The sequence below is a fragment of the Piscibacillus salipiscarius genome (genome assembly GCF_042685285.1).
Classification (GTDB): domain Bacteria; phylum Bacillota; class Bacilli; order Bacillales; family Alkalibacillaceae; genus Piscibacillus; species Piscibacillus salipiscarius.
On the sequence record NZ_JBHUMZ010000049.1, the window covers coordinates 1 to 25,545 of the forward strand.

The 25,545-nt window shown below is 36.1% G+C and carries 28 protein-coding genes; 17 read left to right on the forward strand and 11 right to left on the reverse strand.

Annotated features, from left to right (window positions below; genetic code table 11):
• Positions 1–397 precede the first annotated feature (397 nt).
• The 4 genes from ACFSW4_RS13610 to ACFSW4_RS13625 form a co-directional block, all read right to left on the reverse strand.
• Positions 398–565, reverse strand: coding sequence for a hypothetical protein (locus ACFSW4_RS13610; protein WP_377329950.1), 168 nt, complete (start codon positions 563–565; stop codon positions 398–400).
• Positions 566–657: 92 nt separating this feature from the next.
• Complete coding sequence (locus ACFSW4_RS13615) at positions 658–1,551, reverse strand: ClpXP adapter SpxH family protein (RefSeq protein WP_377329952.1); 894 nt, start codon at positions 1,549–1,551, stop codon at positions 658–660.
• Positions 1,552–1,586: 35 nt separating this feature from the next.
• The gene (locus ACFSW4_RS13620; protein WP_054754253.1) at positions 1,587–1,970 is read right to left on the reverse strand and encodes a globin domain-containing protein; all 384 of its coding nucleotides are present in this window, start codon (positions 1,968–1,970) and stop codon (positions 1,587–1,589) included.
• A gap of 110 nt (positions 1,971–2,080) precedes the next feature.
• On the reverse strand, positions 2,081–2,647 hold the full coding sequence (locus ACFSW4_RS13625; protein WP_054754251.1) for a CYTH domain-containing protein: 567 nt from the start codon (positions 2,645–2,647) through the stop codon (positions 2,081–2,083).
• A 154-nt stretch (positions 2,648–2,801) separates the two neighbouring features.
• On the opposite strand from ACFSW4_RS13625, the gene ACFSW4_RS13630 reads away from it, so the two are divergent.
• The 3 genes from ACFSW4_RS13630 to ACFSW4_RS13640 are packed head-to-tail and all read left to right on the forward strand — an operon-like array spanning position 2,802 to position 5,114.
• Complete coding sequence (locus tag ACFSW4_RS13630; protein ID WP_377329954.1) at positions 2,802–3,416, forward strand: GTP pyrophosphokinase; 615 nt, start codon at positions 2,802–2,804, stop codon at positions 3,414–3,416.
• 20 nt (positions 3,417–3,436) lie between these two features.
• Complete coding sequence (locus ACFSW4_RS13635; RefSeq protein ID WP_054754246.1) at positions 3,437–4,249, forward strand: NAD kinase; 813 nt, start codon at positions 3,437–3,439, stop codon at positions 4,247–4,249.
• 1 nt (position 4,250) lies between these two features.
• Positions 4,251–5,114, forward strand: coding sequence for an RluA family pseudouridine synthase (locus tag ACFSW4_RS13640; RefSeq protein WP_377329956.1), 864 nt, complete (start codon positions 4,251–4,253; stop codon positions 5,112–5,114).
• Here the strand turns inward: ACFSW4_RS13640 and ACFSW4_RS13645 are convergent.
• The gene (locus ACFSW4_RS13645) at positions 5,111–6,283 is read right to left on the reverse strand and encodes an FtsW/RodA/SpoVE family cell cycle protein (protein ID WP_377329958.1); all 1,173 of its coding nucleotides are present in this window, start codon (positions 6,281–6,283) and stop codon (positions 5,111–5,113) included. The two genes, ACFSW4_RS13640 and ACFSW4_RS13645, sit on opposite strands and share 4 nt — an antisense overlap.
• Before the next feature lie 183 nt (positions 6,284–6,466).
• Here ACFSW4_RS13645 and mgtE point away from each other — a divergent pair, with 183 nt between their 5' ends.
• The 3 genes from mgtE (at position 6,467) to ACFSW4_RS13660 (ending at position 9,238) form a co-directional block, all read left to right on the forward strand.
• The gene (gene mgtE, locus ACFSW4_RS13650; protein WP_377330043.1) at positions 6,467–7,840 is read left to right on the forward strand and encodes a magnesium transporter; all 1,374 of its coding nucleotides are present in this window, start codon (positions 6,467–6,469) and stop codon (positions 7,838–7,840) included.
• Positions 7,841–7,961: 121 nt separating this feature from the next.
• On the forward strand, positions 7,962–8,738 hold the full coding sequence (gene fabI, locus ACFSW4_RS13655; RefSeq protein WP_377329960.1) for an enoyl-ACP reductase FabI: 777 nt from the start codon (positions 7,962–7,964) through the stop codon (positions 8,736–8,738).
• Positions 8,739–8,857: 119 nt separating this feature from the next.
• Positions 8,858–9,238, forward strand: coding sequence for a CotO family spore coat protein (locus tag ACFSW4_RS13660; protein WP_054754243.1), 381 nt, complete (start codon positions 8,858–8,860; stop codon positions 9,236–9,238).
• A gap of 172 nt (positions 9,239–9,410) precedes the next feature.
• Here ACFSW4_RS13660 and ACFSW4_RS13665 read toward each other — a convergent pair whose 3' ends face one another.
• The gene (locus ACFSW4_RS13665; protein ID WP_377329962.1) at positions 9,411–9,863 is read right to left on the reverse strand and encodes a CotY/CotZ family spore coat protein; all 453 of its coding nucleotides are present in this window, start codon (positions 9,861–9,863) and stop codon (positions 9,411–9,413) included.
• 282 nt (positions 9,864–10,145) lie between these two features.
• Between ACFSW4_RS13665 and ACFSW4_RS13670 the strand changes: the two genes are divergently transcribed.
• From ACFSW4_RS13670 to ACFSW4_RS13685, 4 genes are all read left to right on the forward strand, one after another.
• A complete protein-coding gene (locus ACFSW4_RS13670; RefSeq protein ID WP_279401769.1) occupies positions 10,146–10,403 on the forward strand; it encodes a hypothetical protein in 258 nt (85 codons plus the stop codon).
• An 83-nt stretch (positions 10,404–10,486) separates the two neighbouring features.
• Positions 10,487–10,660, forward strand: a complete 174-nt coding sequence (locus tag ACFSW4_RS13675; RefSeq protein ID WP_377329964.1) for a hypothetical protein — start codon at positions 10,487–10,489, stop codon at positions 10,658–10,660.
• Positions 10,661–10,735: 75 nt separating this feature from the next.
• Positions 10,736–11,014: a hypothetical protein gene (locus ACFSW4_RS13680; protein ID WP_054754239.1), complete on the forward strand. Its 279-nt coding sequence runs from the start codon at positions 10,736–10,738 to the stop codon at positions 11,012–11,014.
• A gap of 28 nt (positions 11,015–11,042) precedes the next feature.
• Positions 11,043–11,948: an MBL fold metallo-hydrolase gene (locus tag ACFSW4_RS13685; protein WP_377329966.1), complete on the forward strand. Its 906-nt coding sequence runs from the start codon at positions 11,043–11,045 to the stop codon at positions 11,946–11,948.
• Here the strand turns inward: ACFSW4_RS13685 and ACFSW4_RS13690 are convergent.
• From ACFSW4_RS13690 to ACFSW4_RS13705, 4 genes are all read right to left on the reverse strand, one after another.
• Positions 11,945–12,622, reverse strand: a complete 678-nt coding sequence (locus ACFSW4_RS13690; protein ID WP_377329968.1) for a DUF421 domain-containing protein — start codon at positions 12,620–12,622, stop codon at positions 11,945–11,947. The two genes, ACFSW4_RS13685 and ACFSW4_RS13690, sit on opposite strands and share 4 nt — an antisense overlap.
• 105 nt (positions 12,623–12,727) lie before the next feature.
• Positions 12,728–13,153, reverse strand: coding sequence for a GNAT family N-acetyltransferase (locus tag ACFSW4_RS13695; protein ID WP_054754238.1), 426 nt, complete (start codon positions 13,151–13,153; stop codon positions 12,728–12,730).
• Positions 13,154–13,675, reverse strand: a complete 522-nt coding sequence (locus ACFSW4_RS13700; protein ID WP_054754235.1) for a YjcG family protein — start codon at positions 13,673–13,675, stop codon at positions 13,154–13,156.
• A 94-nt stretch (positions 13,676–13,769) separates the two neighbouring features.
• Entirely contained in the window at positions 13,770–14,495 is a 726-nt protein-coding gene (locus tag ACFSW4_RS13705) for an alpha/beta hydrolase (RefSeq protein ID WP_377329970.1), read from the reverse strand.
• A 180-nt stretch (positions 14,496–14,675) separates the two neighbouring features.
• Between ACFSW4_RS13705 and ACFSW4_RS13710 the strand changes: the two genes are divergently transcribed.
• A complete protein-coding gene (locus tag ACFSW4_RS13710) occupies positions 14,676–15,233 on the forward strand; it encodes a phosphatidylglycerophosphatase A family protein (protein WP_377329972.1) in 558 nt (185 codons plus the stop codon).
• Between the two features lie 68 nt (positions 15,234–15,301).
• Here ACFSW4_RS13710 and ACFSW4_RS13715 read toward each other — a convergent pair whose 3' ends face one another.
• Positions 15,302–15,901, reverse strand: coding sequence for a pyroglutamyl-peptidase I (locus ACFSW4_RS13715; RefSeq protein ID WP_054754234.1), 600 nt, complete (start codon positions 15,899–15,901; stop codon positions 15,302–15,304).
• A 520-nt stretch (positions 15,902–16,421) separates the two neighbouring features.
• Here ACFSW4_RS13715 and ACFSW4_RS13720 point away from each other — a divergent pair.
• From ACFSW4_RS13720 to ACFSW4_RS13745, 6 genes are all read left to right on the forward strand, one after another.
• Positions 16,422–20,738 (forward strand): S8 family serine peptidase, encoded by a 4,317-nt coding sequence (locus ACFSW4_RS13720; protein WP_377330045.1) that lies wholly within the window; start codon positions 16,422–16,424, stop codon positions 20,736–20,738.
• Between the two features lie 156 nt (positions 20,739–20,894).
• A complete protein-coding gene (locus tag ACFSW4_RS13725) occupies positions 20,895–21,284 on the forward strand; it encodes a hypothetical protein (protein WP_377329974.1) in 390 nt (129 codons plus the stop codon).
• Positions 21,281–22,840: a zinc ribbon domain-containing protein gene (locus tag ACFSW4_RS13730; protein ID WP_377329976.1), complete on the forward strand. Its 1,560-nt coding sequence runs from the start codon at positions 21,281–21,283 to the stop codon at positions 22,838–22,840. The genes ACFSW4_RS13725 and ACFSW4_RS13730 overlap by 4 nt, the downstream gene beginning before the upstream one ends.
• A gap of 242 nt (positions 22,841–23,082) precedes the next feature.
• A complete protein-coding gene (locus tag ACFSW4_RS13735; RefSeq protein ID WP_377329978.1) occupies positions 23,083–24,816 on the forward strand; it encodes a carbon starvation CstA family protein in 1,734 nt (577 codons plus the stop codon).
• Positions 24,817–24,936: 120 nt separating this feature from the next.
• Positions 24,937–25,269, forward strand: coding sequence for a hypothetical protein (locus ACFSW4_RS13740; RefSeq protein WP_377329980.1), 333 nt, complete (start codon positions 24,937–24,939; stop codon positions 25,267–25,269).
• Positions 25,262–25,531, forward strand: coding sequence for a cory-CC-star protein (locus ACFSW4_RS13745; RefSeq protein WP_054754226.1), 270 nt, complete (start codon positions 25,262–25,264; stop codon positions 25,529–25,531). The genes ACFSW4_RS13740 and ACFSW4_RS13745 overlap by 8 nt, the downstream gene beginning before the upstream one ends.
• Positions 25,532–25,545: the final 14 nt, after the last annotated feature.

The following is a 25,545-nucleotide window of genomic DNA, read 5'->3' on the forward strand; positions in this document are numbered from 1 at the left end:
TAAATATTCTTTCACAATTTTTAACTTAAAATCGTTACTATATTTCGCCATACAAAACACCCCAAAAGTTAAATTTTTCACTCTAACTTTTGGGGTGCAGTACCAACTGGGGTTTTTTATGTTATTTAAGCCAGGCGAGACCCCACAGAACGAAACGTTAGTGGAGTTCGAGGAGGCTCGCGGATCGCCCACGGAAAGGGAAGGCCTAACCTGAAAGGTTAACCACAAGTAACTTTATCAAGTTATCAGAAAATAACCTACACCCCAACAAATATTGTAGAGCCAAAAAATGAACCCGAATCAGTATCGAGATCATATTTTAGCTGTCTAGCTTTTTTAAACTGTCCACTTTTTAGAGTACAGTTCAATAGACTTCAGTGTTTAAATATATGAAAATTTAATATTTTTTCACTGAATTTTTCTGGAAGATTGTATAAAAGAACAAAAATAAGATTAAAAATAGAAGAGGGATGGTGATGACTTTAGGAACAAGATTCATCATACCTAGTAAATTTAACGTAAACGCTCCTAAAATTAATAAAATCCAGAAAAGTATTTTAACCATCTAAATCACCTTTTCCCGTTAGTTTTACTATTACATCATATGATTTGAAAAGTTGATTAGAATAAAAAAAAAGGAAGGCGCGAGCCCTCCATTTATTTAATAAATCTCCAAAATGTACCGTACTTAACTGGTACGCGTTCTATTTTCTGTTTTAAGACTAGTTTCTTTAATTCCTTTTCCGCTCTCTCCATGGTCCAATCATAGACTACTGCGACTTCTTTTGTCGCAACAAATTCAAAATGACACATAAAATCTTCTAATGATGGCTTTCTCAGTGGTCTGACGTTTTGCCCAAGAATTTCAAAGAATGCGCGCTCATAAACTTCATTTGTATGAAGGCCAGATACTTTTAATCCATCGCCATCATGCCCTCTATTAAACATAACGATGGTCGGATAGTGATCAATATCCATTTCACATACTAGATTCCAGTCACGTTTTAAAGCTCTTTTTGCTGTATCTGAATGAAAGTCTTTTTTAAATTCATCTAGATCCAAATTGACTTCATTAGCTATATCTAACAAAACCTGTTCGTTCGAAATATCTTGTTTCTTCAAGAATAAAAATTCCTGCAATTTTCTTAAGAATTTAGAGCCAAGTCTTTGACCCTGAAACTCTGCTGCTTTAATGGATAAAGCGACAATGGAAGGTGTTGATACGGGGTTTTCGTACCAAAGGTCTCCATCGCAGCTCATCCCCGTCTTAGATGCAATATGCTCCCAGTGTTGTGCTAATTTGTTTGTTTTTTTAATTGATTGACAGTTTAAGCTTGTTAGATTACTAGATACAATAGAGCGTAGTTTAAAATAGCAACCATATTCCATGGCAAGTTTCTTGATGGCTGGCTCTAAAGACCAGCATTCTGGGCAAAGCGGATCTATAAAAACGTACATTTCGACTGGTTTATTAACTAAAGAACAAAAGTCAACTTGGGAATTATCATTCGATGCTAGATTGTCCATTACTTCTGAGGTTAACTTTCCCACATCGATTCCCCTTTCAACTCTTTTTATTTATATATCTATTCTTCTGTATTCATCATATGATTCGCTGTCATCGTTAGTCTCTCATAAATAGATGACTTATAAGGCTCATCAATTTCAGCTTCATCTAAGGCGCCTGCCATACACTCTAACCATGCATCGCGTCTAGTAGGTGTGATTGGGAACGGCATATGACGAGCTCTTAACATCGGGTGGCCGTGTTCCTGAATATATAGCGGTGGCCCGCCGAAAAATTGAGTTAAGAATTGTTTTTGCTTTCTTGCTGTTTCGGTTAAATCATCCGGAAAAATCGGAATTAAATCAGGGTGTTGCCCCACTCGTTTATAAAAAGCCTCAACTAAGCGTTCAACGGCCTCGGCTCCCCCAATTGCATCATATATATTACCTTGTTGGTATGCCATGTTAGTAAAATCCTTTCCAGAAAAGAAATAGTATATATCATTAATAATTAGGTTATCATTTTTCTGTATATATTGTAGCAACGTAAAAATAGACTGGCAAATTATAAGGTCTAAGATACGGTATTAAAAAAGCGCTGTATTTTATTTTCTGTTTTGGTTGATTTAATAGAATAACGTTGAAGGATCTCTTTTAAAAAGGCTTCACCTTGCTCATAAGAAGGAGATTCGATTTCTAGTTCATAATCTTCATGACCATTATACGTGCTATAATCAAGTACCAATGTGTGATCACTAACAATTTTTTCTAAACGATAGGTTGTTAGTTTTCCTTTATATTTTATATCACTTTGATCTATATTTAGATGGTTTAATTGACGTTCGATGTTCTCTTTTAAGTAAACTTCATTATTGAACCATTGTGTTGCTTCTTTCTCTGTTAACACGTCGTGTGTTTCTAATAATCCTTCTTTGCTAGGTTGTTTTAAAGTTGCGACAAAGGATGAACCTTTTTCCCTAATACGAAGTGCCATGAGATGTTTTTTTAAAGAAAATAAGTCTGTCTCAAAATAATAGTTTATTTGTTTTTTAGGGCTGTGCCCTTCAAAATAATCATTTCGTAATTCCTCGTATTGTACTTTGGTTAATAAATTCTTGAATTCAATTTCAATTTCTTGCATAGGAGTTCCCCCAATCCATTACTAACATAATCAATTTCATTGGTTTGTTATTATTATGAGCTATAGTTTCACGTGTTTCAAAAGTTAAGTTAAAATAATTTTGTGATACAATAAAAATGCAACTCGCAAGATTTGGAAAGTGAGGGGAACGGCAATGAATTGGGAAATATTCCTAGCACCATATACCCAAGCAGTAGATGAACTTAAAATCAAACTAAAAGGCATGCGCAAACAATTCGACTATGAATCACGCCATTCTCCAATCGAATTTGTGACAGGTCGTGTAAAACCTATTTCCAGTATTATTGAAAAAGCAAAAAGAAGAGATATTGCTATGACTAATGTGGAAGAAGAGATACAAGACATTGCAGGGTTAAGAGTGGTCTGTCCATTCGTTGAAGATATTTATGAAATCGTTGATATGTTAAGATTAAGGAAAGATTTTACGATTGTTGAAGAGAAAGATTATATTGAAAAGAATAAGGAAAGTGGTTACCGTTCGTATCATGTCATTATTACATATCCAGTTGAGACAATCTATGGAGAGAAACGTTTGCTTGCTGAGATCCAAATTCGGACGTTAGCGATGAACTTTTGGGCAATTAATGAGCACTCGTTAAATTATAAATATTCTGGTCAAATTCCAACTGAAATTACACAGCGTCTAAAAAATGCCTCAGAAGCGGCCTTTCGTCTAGATGAGGAAATGTCTAAGATTAGGCAGGAAATTAGAGATGCTCAAGAAGTGTTTAGACGTAAAAAGGATTAGAAGAGGAAGGAGTCGTGACAATGAAGTTTGCGATCCAGTGCCGAGGAGATCAAGATTCAAAAGAAATTAAATCAAAATTAAAGAGCTATTTAACCCAATTTAAAATGGAGTACAATGAAGAGGAACCTGATCTTTGTATTTCAGTAGGTGGAGACGGGACGTTACTTGAAGCGTTTCATCGATATGTTCATCGATTGGATCAAACGGCTTTTATTGGTATTCATACTGGGCATTTAGGATTTTATGCGGACTGGGTACCAGATGAATTGGAAAAATTAATCATTGAAATAGCCAGAACGCCTTTTCAGGTTGTGGAGTATCCGTTATTAGAGTTAACTATTCGTCCAAATGATTATGATGAAGAGCATACGTATATTGCTTTAAACGAAATCACTGTAAAAACGTCTGAAGGTTCTGTTGTTGTTGATGTAGAAATCAAAGGGGAACACTTTGAAACGTTTAGAGGTGATGGTTTATGCATTTCAACACCATCTGGCTCTACAGCCTATAATAAAGCACTAGGTGGGGCGATTATTCATCCTTCACTTGAAGCTATTCAAATTACAGAAATGGCATCAATCAACAATCGTGTATTCCGTACGGTGGGCTCACCACTTATTTTACCGAAACATCATACTGCAATCTTAAGGCCTAAAAACGAACGGACCTTTATGATTACGATTGATCATTTAAATATGGCTTTTAATGATGTTCATACGATTCAGTGTCGTGTAGCTAAAGAACGCGTAAGATTTGCACGCTTTCGTCCATTTCCATTTTGGAAAAGGGTTCATGACTCATTTATATCAGATTCTAGATCGGAGTTATCCTAAGATGATGTTAAAATGGAAAATCACATCATCTGATGAACATAAGCTCGTTCGTGATTATTTACTTCACGACCGAGCTTTTTCTAATCGTTTATTAAAAGAATTGAAGAAAAGTGGCAAAATACTAGTTGAAGGTGAACCAGTAACAGTCAGACACTCACTTAGGTCAGGTCAAATCTTAACAGTTCACATGCCTATTGAATCTGTAAATGAAAATTTAAAACCAATAGAAATGAATTTAAATATAGTTTATGAGGACGACTTTTTACTTACTATAAATAAACCTAGAGGACTATCCGTACTACCAAATATGAATGATGAGGTGACTTTGGCGAATGGATTAGTCGACTATTATCTCCAAAATCATATCAAAAGCACAGTGCATATCGTAACTAGAATAGATAAATGGACATCAGGTCTCGTTTTAATTGCTAAAAACAAATATATTCACTATTTGCTTTCCAAACAAAACATTCATAGAGAATATAGAGCTATTATAGAGGGCAAGATTCAAAAGGAAATAGGAACGATTGATCTACCTATCGCTAGAAATTTACCATCTATTATTGAACGCAAGGTGGATGTTAATGGAAAAAGAGCGACCACCCATTTTCAAGTTTTAAAAGAAATGAATGATCGCTCTCTTATTGCTGTTACGTTAGATACTGGCAGGACCCACCAGATCAGAGTTCATTTTTCATATATGGGTCATCCTTTAATTGGGGATGATTTGTATGGTTCGACACAACGGAGTATAAATGGCCAGGCATTGCATGCTCGTCTGCTAAAGTTTAAACATCCCATAAATAGCAAGGTCATATCATGCGTTGCCTCATACCCCAGTGAAATTCAAGAGTTATTGATTTAATTTTCCGATTCAAACATAAAGCTTTTTTGTCTTGAACGTACGTTTAGAATTAAACCAATTGCCGCCATATAAACGAGGAGTGACGTACCCCCATAGCTCATAAAGGGTAGAGGTAACCCTGTTAACGGCAGTAACTGAACAGACATACCGATGTTTTGGAAAATCTGATAGGTAAACATTCCGACAATTCCAACGGCTAAATATGTGCCAAAAGGGTCTTTAGTCTCTAAAGCTATTTGAATAATGCGGTAGATCATTAAGAAGTATAAAACGACTAAAATACTTGCACCGACAAATCCAAATTGTTCAGCTACGGCTGTGAAAATCATGTCTGTGTGCCTTTCAGGAATCCAAACTTGGTAGTTCATACTTCCTTTACCTGACAATTGCCCAGATCCGATGGCAAGCATTGATTTTATAGATTGCATGGCGGCTCCATCTGTATAAAGATGTGGATTATCCCATGCTTTAATACGATCGGCAACGTGATCAAATGATGTCTCATCCTCAATAAATGAAATAAAAGTATCAGGGTTGGCGAAATATAACATAAATAATGAGGCAATGATCACGAAGGCTGTACCGAATAAAGTTAATATCGTTCGCCAGCGAATACCAGAGATAATGATTAAAAATGCCGCAATAGATAATATAACTAACGAAGAACCAATATCAGGTTGAATCGCTATTAATAGGAAGACAGGCAGCGTTAAGATTAAAATTTTTCCTAATAAAAATAAATCATATTGTAAATCTTTTTTGGTCCATTTTTCATTATGACTTGTAATCACATGGGCTAAAGCTACAACTAAGAATACTTTAACAAACTCTGATGGTTGTAAAGTGGTACCTCCAAATTTGTACCAACGAAGAGCGCCGTTGTTCTCCCAGGCCCAAGGTAAGAAGTGTAGCCCTGCTAGCATGAACACACCTAGTATATATAACGGCCATGCAAACTTACGGTAGCGGTCAAAATCAAGAACCATAATTGCTGCGATCCCAATGGAACTTATGATAAACCAGATAAGTTGTTGCCTAGCATAACCGCTATAAAAAGATGGATAGGCTTCCCCAAGTGTATATAAAGTAAAAATACTTATTCCAACAATTAAAATTATAGTGGTGACTAGAAAGGTGTCTAATCGTGGTCTTGTGTTTTGATTATCCATTTCAATCTCCCTTAATACGGTTTCTCTCTATAATCATAATACGTTAATTTAGTTTATTTTAAAATAGGGAATACTTACAAAGAGAAGATTTAACACATTTTTTGAATTTTAGTTGGCATCTCAAATGGTTTTATATAAAATGATACATAATGATTTCGTCTGAAGGAGGGGACTGACTTGGAAATGCAACAAAATCATAAAAGTTTAGAATACGAAGCGATTATCGCTAAAATATATCAAGCATTAGAAGAAGACTCAATCGATCGATTTCGATCTGAATTTTTGGAGCTCCACCCATACGATCAGGCGAATATTTTTCTGAATTTATTAAAAGAAACTAGATTACAGATTTATACGTATTTGTCGCCAGATGAAATGGCTGAAATCATTGAGCACTTTGAATTAGAAGATGTCAGTGAAATTATTACTGAAATGAACCCAAGGTTTGCGGCTCAAATTTTCGATGAGTTATCGACAGATGATGCTGTTGATATAATGAATATACTCGAGAGAAACCAAATTGCCAGCTATTTAACGTTAATGAACAGAGAAGAAGCTAAAGAGATTAAAAATCTCCTACATTACGAAGAACGTACAGCTGGTAGTATTATGACGACTGAATATGTCGTTGTAAATCAAAACATGACCATTAGACAGGCTATGTTGCATCTGCGTGATGAAGCGCCAGATGCCGAGACCATTTACTATGTTTTTGTCATTGATGATGATAAAAGGTTGGTTGGCGTCATATCTTTACGTGATTTAATCATTTCAGAAGAAGATTGGGTTGTTAGTGATGTCATGAGTGAACGTGTTGTTTATGCTTCGGCTGGAGATGATCAAGAGTCGATTGCTAAACTAATGCGTGATTATGATTTTCTTGCATTGCCAGTTGTAGATTTCAAGAAACATTTGTTAGGGATTATCACCGTTGATGATATTTTAGATGTTATGGATGAAGAAGCGAGCGATGACTATTCAAAGCTTGCGGCCGTAACGGATATGGATCGTAATGACTTAAGTGCTATTGATGCTGCTAAAAAGCGTCTGCCATGGTTAATTATTTTGTTATTTTTAGGGATGATTACTGCAACCTTAATTGGACAATTCGAGGAGACGATTGCGGAGGTAGCGTTATTAGCCGTCTTTATCCCATTAATTGCCGGAATGGCTGGTAATACAGGCACGCAGGCACTTGCCGTAACTGTTCGCGGTATTGCTACTGGCGACGTTATGAGTGAAGGAGCCATGAAACGTTTAATGCGAGAAACGTTAACAGGGTTAATAACAGGTGTTATTTGCGGAGTAACCATCATTTTAATTGTTATTGCTTGGCAAGGTATAGACCAATTATTCTTAGGGGTCGTTGTTGGTGTATCGATCATGGCATCTCTAATTGTTGCTACAATAGCAGGTTCCTTCTTACCTTTACTCATGCATAAACTGAACATTGACCCTGCTGTCGCTAGTGGACCATTTATTACAACCATTAATGATATTATTTCAGTCATCATTTACTTTGGATTAGCAACGACGTTTATGGAATACCTAACTTGAATCATAAATACTCAATCTTTATTAAAATATGGATTGAGTATTTATTATTTTTTATATAAAATAGGACTAGGTACTAATATTTAATCATAAAAAATGTATTAGAAATCAGGAGGCGGAATAAATGAACTTTTCTTTAGAAGGTCGCACGTATGTCGTGATGGGTGTTGCAAACAGACGGAGTATTGCTTGGGGGATTGCTCAATCATTACACGATGCAGGAGCACGTCTAGTTTTCACTTATGCCAATGAGCGTTTTGAGAAACCTGTACGCGACTTAGCGGACACATTAGACCGTGATGATTCATTATTTTATGAGTGTGATGTTACATCAGATGAAGCAATTGAGAAAACTTTTTCTGAAATAAAGAATGATGTAGGTGTGATTCATGGACTAGCTCACTGTATCGCTTTTGCGAAGAGAGAAGAGTTAAAAGGTGAATTTTTAAATACATCTCGAGAGGGCTTTCATTTAGCGCATGATATAAGCGCATTTTCATTAGCAGCCGTGTCACGTGCAGCGAAAGATGTTATGACAGAAGGCGGTAGTATCTTAACGCTTACCTATTTAGGCGGCGAACGTGTCGTTGAGAATTACAATGTCATGGGTGTTGCAAAAGCTAGTTTAGATGCAACGATGCGTTACCTTGCTAATGACCTCGGTAAGTATGGTGTACGCGTTAACGCTATTTCTGCTGGGCCAATTCGTACAGTTTCAGCTAAAGGTGTGGGCGACTTCAACGCGATCTTAAAAGAGATTGAAGAACGTTCTCCACTACGTAAGCCAGTAACTAAGGAAGAAGTAGGCGATGCGGCTTACTTCTTAATGAGTGATTTATCACGAGGTGTTACAGGTGAAATCATTCATGTTGATTCAGGCTACAATATTCTAGGATATTAATGATATCTGAACTCCGAACTAATTTATTGGTTCGGAGTTTTTTCAATTTAAAGCGTATCTCACAGAATTGGGTGTTTGTGCATAATATGGGTTAGAATCATAAGAAAGGAGTATGTCAGATGGAGAAGCGTCATATCAAACCTTTATTATATATTGACCAAAAACATAACCCTGAGCCTGAATTGACATCCCAAACCTTTTATTATAGTGCTTATCAAAATACTGAAGAAAAGAGACAAGAAAAGGAAGCGCAGGCAGCAAGTGAGTCTAGCCGTAGCCGTTTTCAATCACTATCTAAAAGCGATAAATTAGATTACATTCTGAACTTGCAAGAAACACTTCCGCCATTAAAGTGCAGACTGTTAACTAAAGAGGGCGCCTTAACTGGAATCATTGAAGAGATGAAAGGTGATACGATTGTATTCATTTCGAGAGAACTACCTAGAAGACGTACGATGAATAAAGAGGATCTACTAGATATTCAGATTGTAGGGTTTTAAGATGGGGCATTGAAGTGAGTTAATCATAATATTAGCTCGCTTTATTTTTTAAAAAATATTGAAGATAATATCGATAAAATGTATTCAGTTTTGTAAATTTATCAAAGCTAAAAATGGAGCTGCTTCGTATTGGAGCAGCTCCATTTTTGTGTAAAAAAACATGGCCTTCAGTCTAGTTAATCGCATCGACTGCTGGTAAGCATGTCACGTGGCAGAAGCATTTTAAGTCGACATTGATGCAGATTCCAGTCGTTCTTAGATTAGCTGTTTTTTGATGGGTTGGATCTTTAGGGTTTCGATCCGAGTCAGCTGGATCACGAAGTAATTCTAATACTGCGCAATCATCATCGTAGACTTTCTTAACGCGGAAGAAGAAGCTACCTATTACCGTATGCTGCTGGTCATTTAAAACACCATACCCTTTAAATGGTTTACACTCACAATATAGTAAAACAGGTACTGTGTCTAAACCGGATGGTGACGTAGTATCCCCCAATAAATCCTCAATCGATTGCTTACAGCTAATGTCGCACTCGTGTTCGACGATGTCATTTTGTGCATCAACAATCTGACGTAGAATATCGCTTACACAGTTGTCAGAATGTTCTTTCCCTTTACAAGACATTGTCATTCTCCTTTCTTAGTCATATGACCTTTCTTACGTTATTAATCTATGCATTTGACCTGATAGGGTGTGGGCAATTGATGGTTTTTTAAATTTTTCTTAGGCAATATCACATTTTCTAAACCTAAAAATGTAATTGTTTACCCGATTCATGCCAAATCCATAATGTTAATCAAACAACTTAAATTCTTAAAATTCTTTATAGTAGGTCAAGCGACCATGCCCTTCGATGTTGGTTGAATATACTATTATCGTACATTTACGAAGAGGGAGTGAATGGTAATGTCTGATGAAAGAAAAGAACTGCATGTTAAAGATTTAGTTGTAAGAGCTGATAACGTTATGTTTGAACGTCCTAATCGCAACCGTGATCGTGATTTCTTGTTCGGTCCACGTCGTCGTAGAGAAGAAGAAATGGAAATGAACGAAGATCACGTCATGGAGGAAGAATCAACAATGGAGGAAGCTGAAGAGGACCATCATGAAGAGGATCACGATGATGATCATCGTGACCGCAGGCCACCATTTTTCTGGATGTAGATTTTTTTGAACTCGTATGGCTCCATACGAGTTCTTTTTACATATTTTTTAACGAATACCTAATATAATAAGGGGGATTTAATATGAAATGGCTACACGATTTAGAGAAGATATTAATAGAAATTGGAAAGCAAACTGAAAAAAAGGGAGGTAAGGAATATAAACATTTAACAGAATGGGATACTAAATTAGCCAAGGATCTTCAAAACTTAGAGAAGTTCGGTAAAGAGTTTGAAAGTTGGTTTGATGGGAAATAACGGACATAAATGATTAAGCGTTCACGAATAATCTAATAGAAAAAAGGGAAATGATATAACAAGGAGGGAAAAATCATGGGTTATATCGCACCTGTCGATTTTCATCAGTACCGTCAATATCATAATCGCCATATTTCAAAAAGTCATAAACAGGAATTAACATTAGAGCGTGTTTTTAGAGCTGAGTTTCAAAAAGTTAAACGGCAAAAAGATACCTACGATGACGAATTAAAAGTCAAGCCCGTTCCAAAACTATCAATTTATCAAACAAAGACATCTAAATACACAACTATGAATCCTGATGATTTAGCAGATATAACAGGAAAAGGTCAGAACTTTAGCGAATCTGTATAGTAACGACAAGTACAAGGAGTAAATTCTGATGCAAATGATGCAGCTCAATGATAATTGTTATGTATTCATGAGTTCTGTTAATGTCGGGTTTATACATCGTGAAAATCAAGGCATGTTAATTGATGCAGCCATTGACCGTTCTGCGATACGTAAAGTAGTGCGCCAGCTTGACGAAAAAAACCTACCTATTACACATCTGCTTATAACACATGCACATGCTGATCATTACGGAGGCGCAGCTTATTTAGTTAAACAATATGGTGTTAAAGTAATCGCACCTACATTTGAGAGGGCTATTATAGAAAATCCCATTCTCGAACCAACTTATTTATTCTCTGGAAATGATCCATTAGATGAACTGAGAAATAAATTTTTAGAAGGACCAGAGGTAAAGGTTGATATTGAGATTGAGGAAGGGTATCAGAAAGTAGATAAATTTGAGTTTGAAGCGATCGCAACACCAGGCCATAGTTATCACCAACTAGCAATTAATATTTATGACACTTTGTATGCTGCTGACAGTTATTTTGGTAAAGAAGAAATAAAGAAACATAAAATACCTTACATTACTAGTGTTGATAAAGCAGTTAAAAGCCTTGAAAAATTAAAAACTGTTCAAGTTAAAGGTGCTGTGCCAGGGCACGGTCCATATGAACAACAATTTGTTGAAACGATTGAGGCTAACATAGACTACCATCAGATGTTACTAGAAAAAGTGTATGGAGAAATTGCAGAAAAACCTACCGTCTCTCACGAAGAAATTGTAGCAAGAATGTGTACGATGATGAAGGTTAAAAGTGACTTACTTGGTCCATTTCTCCTTTTTAGAACGGCTGTAACAGCCTATATCACCGCTCTTATTAACGAAGATAGAATTGAACACTATATCAAAGATTTTCGCTGGATCTTTAAAGTAAAAGAGGAAGGGAGCTAGTATGGCATCACATACAGCCCTTCCTCTTTGTTGTATTCTGCATACATGACTTCTTCAATTGTTAATCCTTGACCTTTAATTTCATCAATTACTTGTTGTTCATCCCACTCAATTTCTAATAAATTTTCTTTTACTAGTTCTCCATCAGTAATGATTGCCATTGGTAAAATGGTCTCTTGAGGAGGAGCTTTAAAAAATTCGTTTGTTGGTGTTTGATATATATACTTTTTTAGGACATTGATTGAACCATTAGTCTCAAATATTGCATATTCCACTTCTTGAATCGAGAATATATCTTTATCCCTTAGTAAGTGCATTAATTGATTGACATCTAATTTATTCTTTTTCATAACATCCCGCTGGATTTTTCCTTTACGTATAACTATGGCAGGGCTCCCCTCTAATAAAGATCTCGAACGTCTATATTTCTGAGTAACCCATTCTGTTGTATAGATAAGTGCTCCCCATATCGTTATCGCAAATATAACTTGAGAAATTCCTACTTCAGGATCATAAAGTCCATTACCAACTAACTCACCTAATACTAAAGCTGCGATAAAATCAAAAGCTGTGATTTGTGTAATTTGGGATTTACCTAATACTTTTGTTAAGACAAAAAGAGCAAGAAACCCTACTAAGCTTTCAACTAGGATTTTTACAAAATTCATATCCATATGATTCACCATCCCGAAAGAAAAGTGCACAAGCTTTTATACATTATGGCCAACGTCTAATCGATACATACTTAATAATAAGAAAAAGCTGACGGCATTGTTCCGTCAGCTTAGTTCTTTAATCATTGTTACATGAGGAATTCCAGCATCCATAAACTCATCAGAAATCGTTTCGTAACCAATTCGTTTATAAAATTCTTCCGCATGTGTCTGTGCATTTAATTTTGCTTTTTTGACCTTTTGTGAGACTAAATAATCTTCCATTTCTTGAATGATTTGTTGTCCATAATGCTTACCGCGTAATTCTTTCAGAACACAGATTCTTTCGAATTTACCGTAATCGTCTAATAGTCTTAGGCGACTAGCAGCAACGGGTTTTTCATCTAAATATCCAACAAAATGAACTGCTTCACTTTCGTGTTCATCTACTTCAATTTCTGGCGGCACGTTCTGTTCTTTAATAAATACTTCCGACCGAACCTGATAGGCATCTTCCAACTGTTCTTTTGTGTCAACTAGTTTAATATTCATTTAGTTACGACCTAGTTTAAATGTTTCATAAACAGTCCAAGAACCATCTTCTAATTGGTATAACAATTGGAAGCGATCAATATGGTCTTGTAAGTCGAATTCTAACATTCTCATACTACCGTACACATCTGAATGCTCGTCCTCTGATAAATCTTGACTGATTGTAATATGAGGCACAAAAGCGAATTGTTGTGATACAGGAAACTTACCTTCATTCATTTTTTGATTTAAACTTGTTAAAGTGTCATTTGGCTCAACCTTTAAATAAACTGTGTTTGTAACAGGACTAAATGAGCTAACCTTTTTAATCTCAATATCAAATGGGTTAGTTTCTGCAGCAATTCGATCGAGTTCAGACGTAATGTCTTTAATCTCATCTGGAGTTGCTTCAAAACGTTCTTTTAACGTAATATGTGGCGGAATTTTATTATATCTCGGATCATATCTCTTTCTGTAAGAGTTAGCGATGTCTTGAATTTCTTTAGATGGAAAAACTGCGATTCCGTAGTTTAATGTTGACATGTAATTCCCTCCTAATTAATAATCTTAGCGTATCATATAAGGTCTATTTTCTATTATAACAAAAAAACAATTAATGTTTCCTCAATCTATAGACTCAATTGTTAAAAATTTTCTTAATGGCCTCAGGTAAATCTTTCTGCCATTGCTTCCAAGTGTGTTTACCTTCTAATTCTTTATACACATAATCATTAACGAGATCTTCTAACATGTTATTAAGTTCTCGGTTAGGGGATAGAAAGTCTTCGGTGCCATCTTTTGTAGTAGGAACTTCTGTTTCATCAAGTCCAATTGTATGATAAATCGTCATGTTTGCTATTTCATTAGATTCTTTAACAGCTTCTATCACTCTGTCATCGACGTAAGGGGATTGCATGATGACTTTACCAAAGTTATTCGGATACTTGATGGCTGTCATTAAGGACAATGTACCTCCTAAAGAATCCCCCATTAAAACACGTGTTGAACCGACATGATAACTAGGCAATTCCTTTTCAAGCATCGGAATCACTTCAAAGACTAAAAATTTCATATAGGCATCATTTTTTTCGCCATCAGGATGATATTTATCCCAACGATCGTAACGATCTTTATAATGTATACCTGCAAAGATTGTATTTTCAATTTCACTTTTACTGTGTAAACGATCGCTAACAGTAGCGGCTCGTCCTAATTGATAATAATCGTCACCATCTTGCATGATGCAAATGTGATACTTATAAAGAGGTGAGAAGTTTTCTGGCTTATAAATTTTAATAACAAATGTTTCATCTAAATATTGACTCTTAATTTCCTTATCCAACATCGTACCCTGTCTACCCAAAATTAAAACCTCCATCTGTAGCGTTGCAAGTTGTATAAAGAACTTTCAAAATAATTTTATCACAAATAAAATAGATATCGAACTTTAAGCAACTACAAATATATTCTGATAAATTAGTTAAATTAATCAAACCTTAGAAATTTGTCCAGTGATATAATAGTTATATAAGGGGGTATGACGATGACGGTGCATTCTCATATTAATAGTAAGGAAATTGAACAGGCTGCAAGAGACAGGTTGCAAGAACGAGGAGTGTCCATTCGTGATATTGCAGATGTCGTTTATTTAATGCAACACCCTTATCATTCATCGCTTACTATTGATGACTGTATTGAAAGTGTCGATCGCGTACTAGAGAAAAGAGAAATCCAACACGCTATCTTAGTTGGAGTGGAATTAGATGTATTGGCAGAAAAAGAGCTTTTATCTGAACCACTTCAATCATTAATTGCTAAAGATGAAGGTCTTTTTGGAGTAGATGAAACCATTGCTTTAGGTGCTGCACTAGGTTACGGAAGTATTGCCGTTACCACCTATGGTCACCTAGACAAACAAAAAGTTGGAGTAATAGAAAGATTAGATACAAAAGAAGGGGAACGTTGCCACACGTTTTTAGACGATATCATTGGAAGTATTGCTGCGAATGCTTCTAGCCGTATTGCACATAGGTATAGAGATCTTTTAGATGGAATGACAGAGGAAGATTTAATTATTCAAGATGAGGAAGACCGGCTGTAATGATTAATATAATAATAAGAAGTGCCTACCCCCAATAAAAGGTTACGGTAGGCGTTTCTCTTTTAAGATTAAAGCTTACTTAAGCACAATTCGATTGCGTTATTCAAATCCGTTTGTGACCAGCTTGCAAGTTGGGGCTGCTCAATCGCCATCTCATGTGAAGGTGGAATGTGAATAAACCCAGCTTGATCAACTAACCCGGTTGTCTTGGCATAATGTAGAGCTTGATACATGACATGATTACATAAATATGTTCCAGCACTATTTGAAATTGACGCTGGATAACCATGCTGTTTCATAATACCGACCATCTCATAAATGGGTAATGTCGAAAAGTATCCATCTGGACCATCATCTACAATTTTCTCCCCTGATGGTTTGTAGCCTTGGTTGTCTTCTGGACCATCATTACAATTAACCGCTATTCGTTCTGGTGTTATGTGCCTCCGATTACCAGCCAGACCTAATGCTACCACAACATTTGGCTTCACTTCCTCAATCGCCTTAACCATCTCCTGTCCTGAATGATTAAAATCAACAGTTAATATACGACTTGTTATTTCATATTCATCGATGGTTTTACCATTCAAATATTGAGCAATTTCCACTGTTGGGTTTTTCTTAAACATCAAGAACGGCTCAAAGCCAGTAAGTAAAATTTTTTTCAAAATTTATATCCCCCTTATAGATGTCTTAAATACCTTGTAGGGTTTTTTTCATTAAATAAACATATAACCACCAACATTAATCTAGTTTATTATGGGTGTTTTTTTACAATAAATAGGAAGAAATGACGTTCTTTAGTTGTGGAACCCTAGTTAATTCTTTTAATTCTAAACAACATGATAGATACTATTTATTAAATTTTATGAATAATAATTCATTTTTCAGATAATTAATCATATAGTTCTACTTAAATTGGGACATGTTTACCATATTAAGGTTAACCATCTAATACTTAGTAATCATTTCCATTTTTAAGGAAAAAATTCGACAATATTTGACAGAAAATGTTCTTCTCTTTCTATTATATTAACACTAACAATCAAGATTCTACATTAGAAATTTTTACAGGAAGGAGGATTGCTAAATTACAACAGGACTCTTCATAGTTTTTAAAAATTGGGAGGAGGAAATTCATTGTCTAGATGGGTTAAATTGATCGTTTCATTGACACTAATATGGACGATGGCAATGCCAAGCATGGTATTTGCCGAACCAGGTAATGCATCTACTTCATTGAAAGAGTCAACTAAGACAGTTCAACAAAAAATCAGTAAACGATTGACTCAAGAATTCAATGCAGAAGAAAATGTGACATTCTTAGTCAAATTTAAAGAAAAGGCTGATGTACAAAAAGTAGCTAAAGAAGCAAAGAATAAAGCACAGAAAAATGGTCTAACTTCATTTAATGCGGAATTGCAACAACGTTCGTCTGTCATATCAGAATTAAAAGCAACTGCAGATATTTCTCAGGCTAACGTTAAGAATTTCTTAGAAGAGGCAAAGCAAGAAGGTGTGGTTAAAGATTACCATTCTTACCATATTGTTAATGCTATTGCTGTTACTGCCAATAAAAAGGTGGCTGAGAAACTAGCATCTTTCAATGAAGTTGAAAAACTATTACCTAACGAAACTAGACAATTAAATAAAGTTTCAGTAGATTCGGATGCTAAAAAAATAGAATCCGAAATTACTAATGTAGAATGGAACGTTGAACAAGTTAATGCACCAGAAGTATGGGATATGGGTATTGACGGGTCAGGTATCGTAGTTGCTGCTCTTGATACAGGTGTTCAGTGGGATCACCCAGCATTAAAAGAAAAATACCGTGGCTATGATGCATCAACTGATGAGGTTGATCACACCTACAGTTTCTACGATCCAGTTTATGGTGAAGAAGCTGCATATGACGATCATGGACATGGTACCCACGTTACAGGTACTATGGTAGGTAGTGAGCCTGACGGATCAAACCAAGTTGGGGTAGCCCCGGGAGCTCAATTTATTGGAGTTAAAATATTCAACTCTAGTGGAAGTGGTTCTGATGTGGATATCCTAGCTGGTGGTGAATGGATATTAGCTCCAGGTGGAGATGTAACTAAAGCTCCAGATGTTGTGAACAACTCTTGGGGTGGCGGTCCTGGTTTAGACGAATGGTATCGTGATGTTGTTAAAGCTTGGAGAGCTGCAGGAATTTTCCCAGAGTTCTCAGCTGGTAATACAACACTTACGAACCCAGGCGGTCCAGGGTCAGTTGCTGTACCTGCAAATTATCCTGAATCTTTTGCAACAGGTGCAACTGATAGTGATAATAACTTGGCAAGCTTCTCTTTAGAAGGTCCATCTCCATACGATGAGATCAAACCAGATATTTCAGCTCCTGGCGTCAACATCCGTTCTTCAGTTCCAGGCGGTGGATATGAAGGTGGTTGGAATGGAACGTCTATGTCAGGGCCAGCAGTATCTGGTGTCGCAGCATTATTGTTAGAAGCTAATGCTGGCTTATCTGTTGATGACATGGAAGAAATTTTAATGTCAACAGCAACTCCGTTAACAAACAGTGAATATCCAGAATCACCAAACAATGGTTTTGGTTCTGGTTTAGTTGATGCTTATAACGCAGTTTCATCTGTAATGGATGGTTTAGGTACAATTGAGGGTGCTGTTACTATGGAAGGTGAGGATGAAGAAGCGCCTACTTTTGAACATGATGCACCTGAACAAGCATTCTCCGAAATGGATTTAGATTTATCTATACAAGCTAGTGACAACGTAAGTGTAACGTCTGTTGAAGTTAGCTATGTTAACGAAAACGGTGACGAAAACACAGTTGAAGCTACTCGTACTGAAGGTAACTTTAAATCCGGAATATTCGAGGCGACTATTCCTGGAGAAGATGTATTAGAAGGTGAATTGACTTACTCAATTACTGTCAGTGATTTTGGCGGTAATGATGTTGTAAGTGATGACTATACTGTTGCAATCGATTCAGGAATTACGGTCGGTTACTCAAGTGATTTTGAGGATCCTGCAATAGGTTGGCAAGTATATGGTGACAATATCTCTTGGGAGCGTGGTGAGCCGACGTCAGGTCCAGGAGAGGCAGTTTCTGGTGAAAATGTTTATGCAACTGGTTTAAGTGGTGATTACAACAATAGTGAAAACTCAACCTTGTTAATGCCTCCAATTGATTTACCGGAAGGCGACTCTTTCTTACAATTTGAAAGCTGGTATAACATTGAATCTGGTTGGGATTATGGTAATGTCTTTATTTCACAAGACATGGAAAACTGGGAGTCATTACAAGAGTTAACTGGTGATGATGAAGCGTGGAATACAATGGAGCTTGATCTATCTGAATATGCTGGTGAACGTGTCTATATAGCATTTAACTTAGATTCAGATAGCATTATTACTAGAGCGGGTTGGTATATCGATGATGTAACCTTAACCGATACTTCAATCGGTGGTAATAAAGCATCAATCCAGCCTAAGAAAATAATCGATAAAGCTAAGAAAGATGCTCCAGAAGTAGATCCGTCTAAGATTGAACCACTTATGAAGAAACCAGCTTCTGATTCGTTAGAATTAAATGATGAAGAAGTAAGCAACCTTCCACTTGGTGCGCAGGTTTCTGTACTTGAAAGTGGCAAGTCAGTAAATACAAATCCAGCTGATGGAAGTTTCTCATTCGTACATCCAGCAGGTGAGTTTACAGTTAAAGCTGAAACTTATGGTTTCGCTTCAGAGGAACAATCGGTAAACTTAGAAGCGGATGAAACGGTAACAGCTAATTTTGTTTTAGAAGAATTACCTCAAGCAACATTATCGGGTCAAGTTACTAGCGCAAACTCTGGTAACCCTGTAGAAGGGGCAACGTTACTATTGGTAGAAGATGCTAACGTTGATCCAGTACAAACAGATGCTAACGGTAATTATGATCTAACAGCATACGAAGGAACCTATACTCTTAAAGTCTATGCTCAAGGTTTCCACGGTGACGAGTTCGAGGTTAATCTCGATGGTGACCAAGAACTTAACATTGAATTGGAGCCGATGTACACTTACCCAGGTGGTGAAATTGGTTACGATGATGGCACAGCTGAAAACGCTCGTGCATTCTATGATGCGGGCAATAAGTGGGCTGTTAAGATGTCTCTTCCTGAAGGGGAGGACGAAGCTGTCGTAACTGATGGTGTCTTCCAATTCCACGGAACAGATTGGCCTAGTCCAGGCGGAACTGAATTCGCCGTAGAAGTTTGGGATGCTAGTGGTTCTGATGGTTTACCTGGTGAAAAATTAGCAGGACCTATTGATGCTGAGGCTATTAGAGACTTAGATCAGTGGACAGTTGTTGATTTACGTGAATATAACATTCAAGTAGATGGTGACTTCTACATGGTCTATGTACAAACGGGTGCTAACCCTAATGTACCAGGGCTAGCAACTGATGAAAGTAGTCCAAATGCTGAAAGAAGTTATCAGTCTGTAGGTGGTACGTGGTCACCATCTCCTGCTGCTGAAGGTAACTACATGATCAGAGCTCGTGTAGATTACGCAGTAGAAGACGTCCAAATCACCAATCCATCTAGTGGATTAATTACAAATGAAACTGAAATTACAGTAGAAGGTACTGCTTCACCAACTACGACAGTTCAACTATTAAATAACGGAGAAGAAGTTGGATCAGTTGAAATTGGTGAAAATGGCGAATTCAGTATGCCAGTTCAATTAGAAGAAGGAAATAATGACCTTCAAGCTATTAATATTGTTAATGGTGAACAGGCTAATGAATCTGATGTTGTATCGGTAACCCTAGATACAGCAGCACCTGAGATAACTATTGATAACCCTAGTGATGGTGATCTATTAAATAGTGAAACCGTAACTGTTGAAGGTCAGATAAGCGATGACCATTTAGACTCAGTATTGGTTAATGGTCAAGAAGCAACTGTTGAGGATGGTCAATATTCTAAACGAATCATCTTAGATAAAGGTGTTAATGTCATTGAAGTTGAAGCTTCTGATAAGGCAGGTAACACATCCAGTCAGTCAATAGAAGTAGAGGCGGATTACACTGCACCTGAAATTGAGAATCTTACACCAACAGAAGATCAAACAGTTGAGGCTGGTGAAACAGTGATCATTGAGTTTGATAGTGAAACAGACTTAGATGCTAGATTCTCAATCCTAATGCCATTAACATTTGGTGTCCAAAATGCAACTGAATTGCCAATGATGGAAATGGAAGATGGCCATTACATCGGTTACTGGACAGCACCTAAAGGATTAGAAGCAGAAGGAGCTGTTATTCAAGTAAAAGCTACTGATGAATTTGGAAACCAAACACTTAAACAAGCTGAGGGTAAAATTACAGTAGTTGAAGATGATAATGGTAATGGAAATGGGAAAGGAAAAGGAAAGGGTAAAGGTAAAAGTAAAGGCAAAGGGAACGGACTTGGCCTTGGTTTATATAAAGGAAATGGTCCAAGCCTTTGGTAAGATTACACATTAATAAGCCATAGCAAAAAGGGTGTAGAGTGAATTGCTCTACACCCTTTTTTTGAGTAAAGATATGTAATTTCCACCCTTAAGTAATTAATTAGAATATTTTGTATGTTAAAATAATATTAAGTTTTAGTTAACGGGGGAGAGAAAATGAACGATTACATAGAACAGGAGCTTAATAGATTAAGGGCAAAGAAATCTATTTTATTAGCTGAGCTAGGACAATCAGTTTATTATCAATATAGAATTGGGCAAATTTATAGTGAAGAATTAAGTGACATCAGTCAGGAAATTACTGAATTAGATCAAAATATATTTAAGCTTCAAACCCAAAATACTGGTGATTATGAACAATTCTGTGGTTGTGGACACCTGATAAATAATAGAGATCAATATTGTTCTAATTGCGGAAGTGAGGTGCAAAAACAGACGAATACTGCGTTTCCAACTTGCACTCAATGCGGAGTAGAGGCGATGAGTAGGGCTGTTTTTTGCTATGCATGTGGCACAAAGTTAAATGAGCAGGAGGGGGTTCGGTGATTTACTGTACTAAATGTGGTACCGGAAACCCTAATCAAGCTATTTATTGCATAGAAGATGGACATGCTTTACATCAATCAATGCAAACGGGTTTAACAAAACAAACAAGTGACATGGTTTGTCATAATTGTGGTTCCGATCAAGTGAGTGGTGCCCAGTATTGTTATTTCTGCGGTGAATCGTTTGAGTGTGTCATACATAAAGTACCAGAAAGAGTTAAACCTAAGGATCATAATATAAAAATGAACGATTTTAAAAGGCCTTTATTACTAGCTATACCTTTTGCTTTGTTATGTATCGTTTTTTTATACGTCTTTTCTGCATTTTCATTATCACTAACAGACAATCACTCATATGCAGAACCCTTCCAACATGATATGGAAGACTTTGAACAAGTTCAATGGGGGGTGTCGTATCGTTATTTACTAGATTCTTATCAAATGATGAAGTTAGAGGCAACAGAAGGGGCGCAACAGATGAACTGGAGCCCTACTGTTATTTCTGCTCTGTCACCAGTAGATATAATGTTATTGGGCAACTTGGGAGAAGTCTATGTAACATTTGATGAAGTTACAAATCAAAAAACTTCAGAAACATTGACAAACCATACTATGGAATCAAAGCTCGGACTTTCTTTTTATTTGATTATAACGGTCATCACGATTGCATTAGCTGGTATGCTTTATGCATTTAGAGTTAAAGTTTCAGATGAAAAAGATTGGCTTATTCAGACGATTTCCTTTAGTTTTATTTACAGTATCATGATGTGGGTTCTTAGTATTTTAACAGATTATTCAATGGAAAAAGGGTATCAAACTGTGAATGAGGTTACGAATTATTCTTATCAATCATGGGGAGTAATGTGGAAAAGCTTTTTAATTAGTTTTGTAGTGCTTTTATCCGTGTTATCTTTCAAAAAAGGTATGAAAGCTCAATCTGTTTACGCTAAAGGTGTTAAACTCGCCTCTTTAGCAGCTGTAACAATTATGAGCTTATATTTAATATTAAGTGGACTTATTATAGGTAATGTACAAGAAGAAAGTTTTTATCAAGTTCTTATTGGTTCATCTCTAATTTCTGGTCTAGTATTAATCGTTCAATTATCAGTATATATGCTGAATTTATCCTTTTTAAATACATTTGAAATGAGCGGCGGAGATTTTAATCCAGAACACTTTCAATATCAAATACTTCAGACAGTTGATTCAAGTTTAAATAACCGATTAATCCAACAAGGTTTTGTGTATCTAGAAAACTACTTATGGATGATGCTTGTTATTACAATTTTAGTCATTTTATTGTACTCCTTGTCCTTTAGAAAATTCACACGAAAAAATCAAACTAAGACCATATTAGTTTATAGTGGTTTTATATCTTTAATTTTTACTGGATTAACTTACGCATCTAATTTTAGTTATAGTATTGTAAGAGCAGAATTTAATGAACATTATGTGATTGGGTTTTCATTAATAACTTTATTACTTGTATCAATCTTCCTTAGTTTAATAACTAGTTTGGTTGGAACTAAATTAATGAAAATAAGTAAAAAGAATTAACTTACCAAACCGAATTATAGCTCATAAGACCTAGTTAAAGTATTTGATGTAGGTATTGTGTCTAATCTAAGTGGACTCAGTTCAATTATGAACTGGGTCTTATTGTTTATGAAAAAAGTTTAGATAAATAAAATATAAAATTATAATAGTTTGATTATATAAAATTATTTAAGTTATCTTGAAATTCTGATAATTTAGGGGTAAAATACTGTCTAGAAAAATGAATAGGGGAGGTTACGGGATTGAATGGTATTTATTTAGCTTTAATTGGTTTTGTTGTGTTCTTTTTTGGTTATCGTTTTTATTCGAAGTACATTGCAGAAAAAGTTTATAAACTTGATCCAAATTTCAAAACCCCAGCGCATGAATATAAAGATGGGGTCGACTTTGTCCCGACTAACAAATTTGTACTATGGGGGCACCACTTTACTTCTGTAGCAGGTGCGGCTCCTATTGTTGGACCAGCTATTGCGGTATATTGGGGCTGGTTACCAGCGTTTTTATGGGTTATTCTTGGTACTGTTTTTGCTGCAGGTGTGCACGATTCAGGTACATTATTTTTGTCAGTACGTAATAAAGGACAATCTGTTGGAACTTTAGCTCACAAGCTAATTGGACAACGGGCAAAAATCTTGTTTTTATTCATTATTTTAATTTTAGTTCTAATGGTAAATGCGGTATTTGCTTGGGTTATTGCCAACTTATTTATTAATAATCCGGCTAGTATATTACCAGTCTTTATCCAAATTCCACTTGCTATATGGATTGGTTACCATGTTTATAAACGTAGTGGAAGCATGTTATTACCATCATTAGCTGCGCTTGCAGTGATGTATGGAACTGCTATTCTAACTAGTTATGTTCCTGCATTACAGATTGATGTAGTCTCTTACCTAGGTGGAGAAGGAGCCACTTCTGCCTTTGGACTAGATACGACTAGCATGGCATTTTTAATATGGATACTTATATTAATGGTCTATCTTTATTTTGCATCGACATTACCAGTATGGAAACTACTACAACCGCGTGATTTTATTAATTCACACCAATTGATCTTAGGTCTTGTCATTCTATATTTAGGCCTATTTCTGACAACACCAGAGGTAACAGCACCAATGACAAACCCTGCAGCAAACGATACTCCGTGGTTTCCAATTTTGTTTATCACAGTTGCCTGTGGTGCGATTTCAGGTTTCCATGGTCTGATCTCAAGTGGTACATCTTCTAAACAGCTTTCAAATGAGAAAGATGTTCGTTTTGTTGGCTACTTAGGTTCTATAGGTGAAGGTTTACTAGCTGTAATTGCGATTATTGCAGTGGTCACATTCTTTAATTCAGAAAGTGAATTTTTAGGGTTCTATAGTGACTTTAGTGCAGCTGGTGGAGGTTTAAACGTCTTTGTTGATGGTGCAGCAGTACTAGCAACAGGTGTTGGCATTCCTGAAAGTGTAGCAGCGACTATTGTTGCCGTTATTATTGTCAGCTTTGCTGCAACATCGTTAGATTCAGCAGTCCGTTTGATGAGATATATTATCGCAGAACTTGGTATGGAATATAATGTTAAGTCGATTACATCTAAGCACTCAGCAACAACATTAGCAGTCGTGGCTTCGACTATTTTAGTATTATTACCAGGTGATCGTGGATTAGGTTCAGGAGGTTACCTATTATGGCCTCTATTTGGTACGATGAACCAATTACTAGCAGGTATTAGTTTGCTCTTACTATCTATTTACTTAGGACGTAAGGGACGTAATATACTTCCTGCACTAATACCGATGGGCTTCATTATGGTCATGACTCTATACGCTATGTATCTGCAAGTCTTTACCCAATGGGCCCCGTGGGCTGCGCAATCTGATTGGTTATTATTTATATTAGGGGCCGTCGTGTTTGTATTCGCAATTTGGATTGTTTTAACTGCAATATCGGTTCTCAGAAAAGAAAAAGATAATAAACTTAAAAATGTAAGTTAATATGATTAAAGCCGTGCTATTACAGTGCGGCTTTTCATCTTCATTTAGGAGGTGGGGAGGATGATTAATGTTCTCATCATTCGGCAGACTAAAGCAATCGGATCTGGTTGATGTGGTGGTATGAGTGATGACGGGTTCATCACATTATCTAATGAATTTAAACATTTAGAAGATGATTATATGAAACTTGGTAAGATGTATAATGAGTGGAAAAATAAATATGGAGAACATCTTAGCATCAATTATGTGGACCCAAAAAACGTTGGTAGTGTTGCTTCATATTTATTTAAACAAGCCCAAGCTGGTATGATCACCTATAAAAAGGCTATCTTATATTTGTTTACGAAAATAAAACTAAATGCCATTTTTGTGAATGGTTATTATTTAGAAAATATTGATGATTTTGATAAAATAGTAAAACAAACACATGAAGTGGGTGTTAAGCATGGCTGAACAAAGGAAATTCTCAATTAAAAGAATGATCGAATTATATGAAGAAATGTTAAGTGTTCCTCACAAAACTGAGATTGCAAGGGAATTAAGGGACGAAGATGATTTGTTTTTATTATTAGTTTACTCAGATTTATTAGGAATACCTAATCCAGCCTTTTATTACACACTGGAACTATATCCCTACATTATTGAAAAGTTCCATGATTGGCACTTGCGTATGGGGATGGAAAAATCACCTCTTGATGGAATACGATGTTGCTAAAAGGATGTGAGACT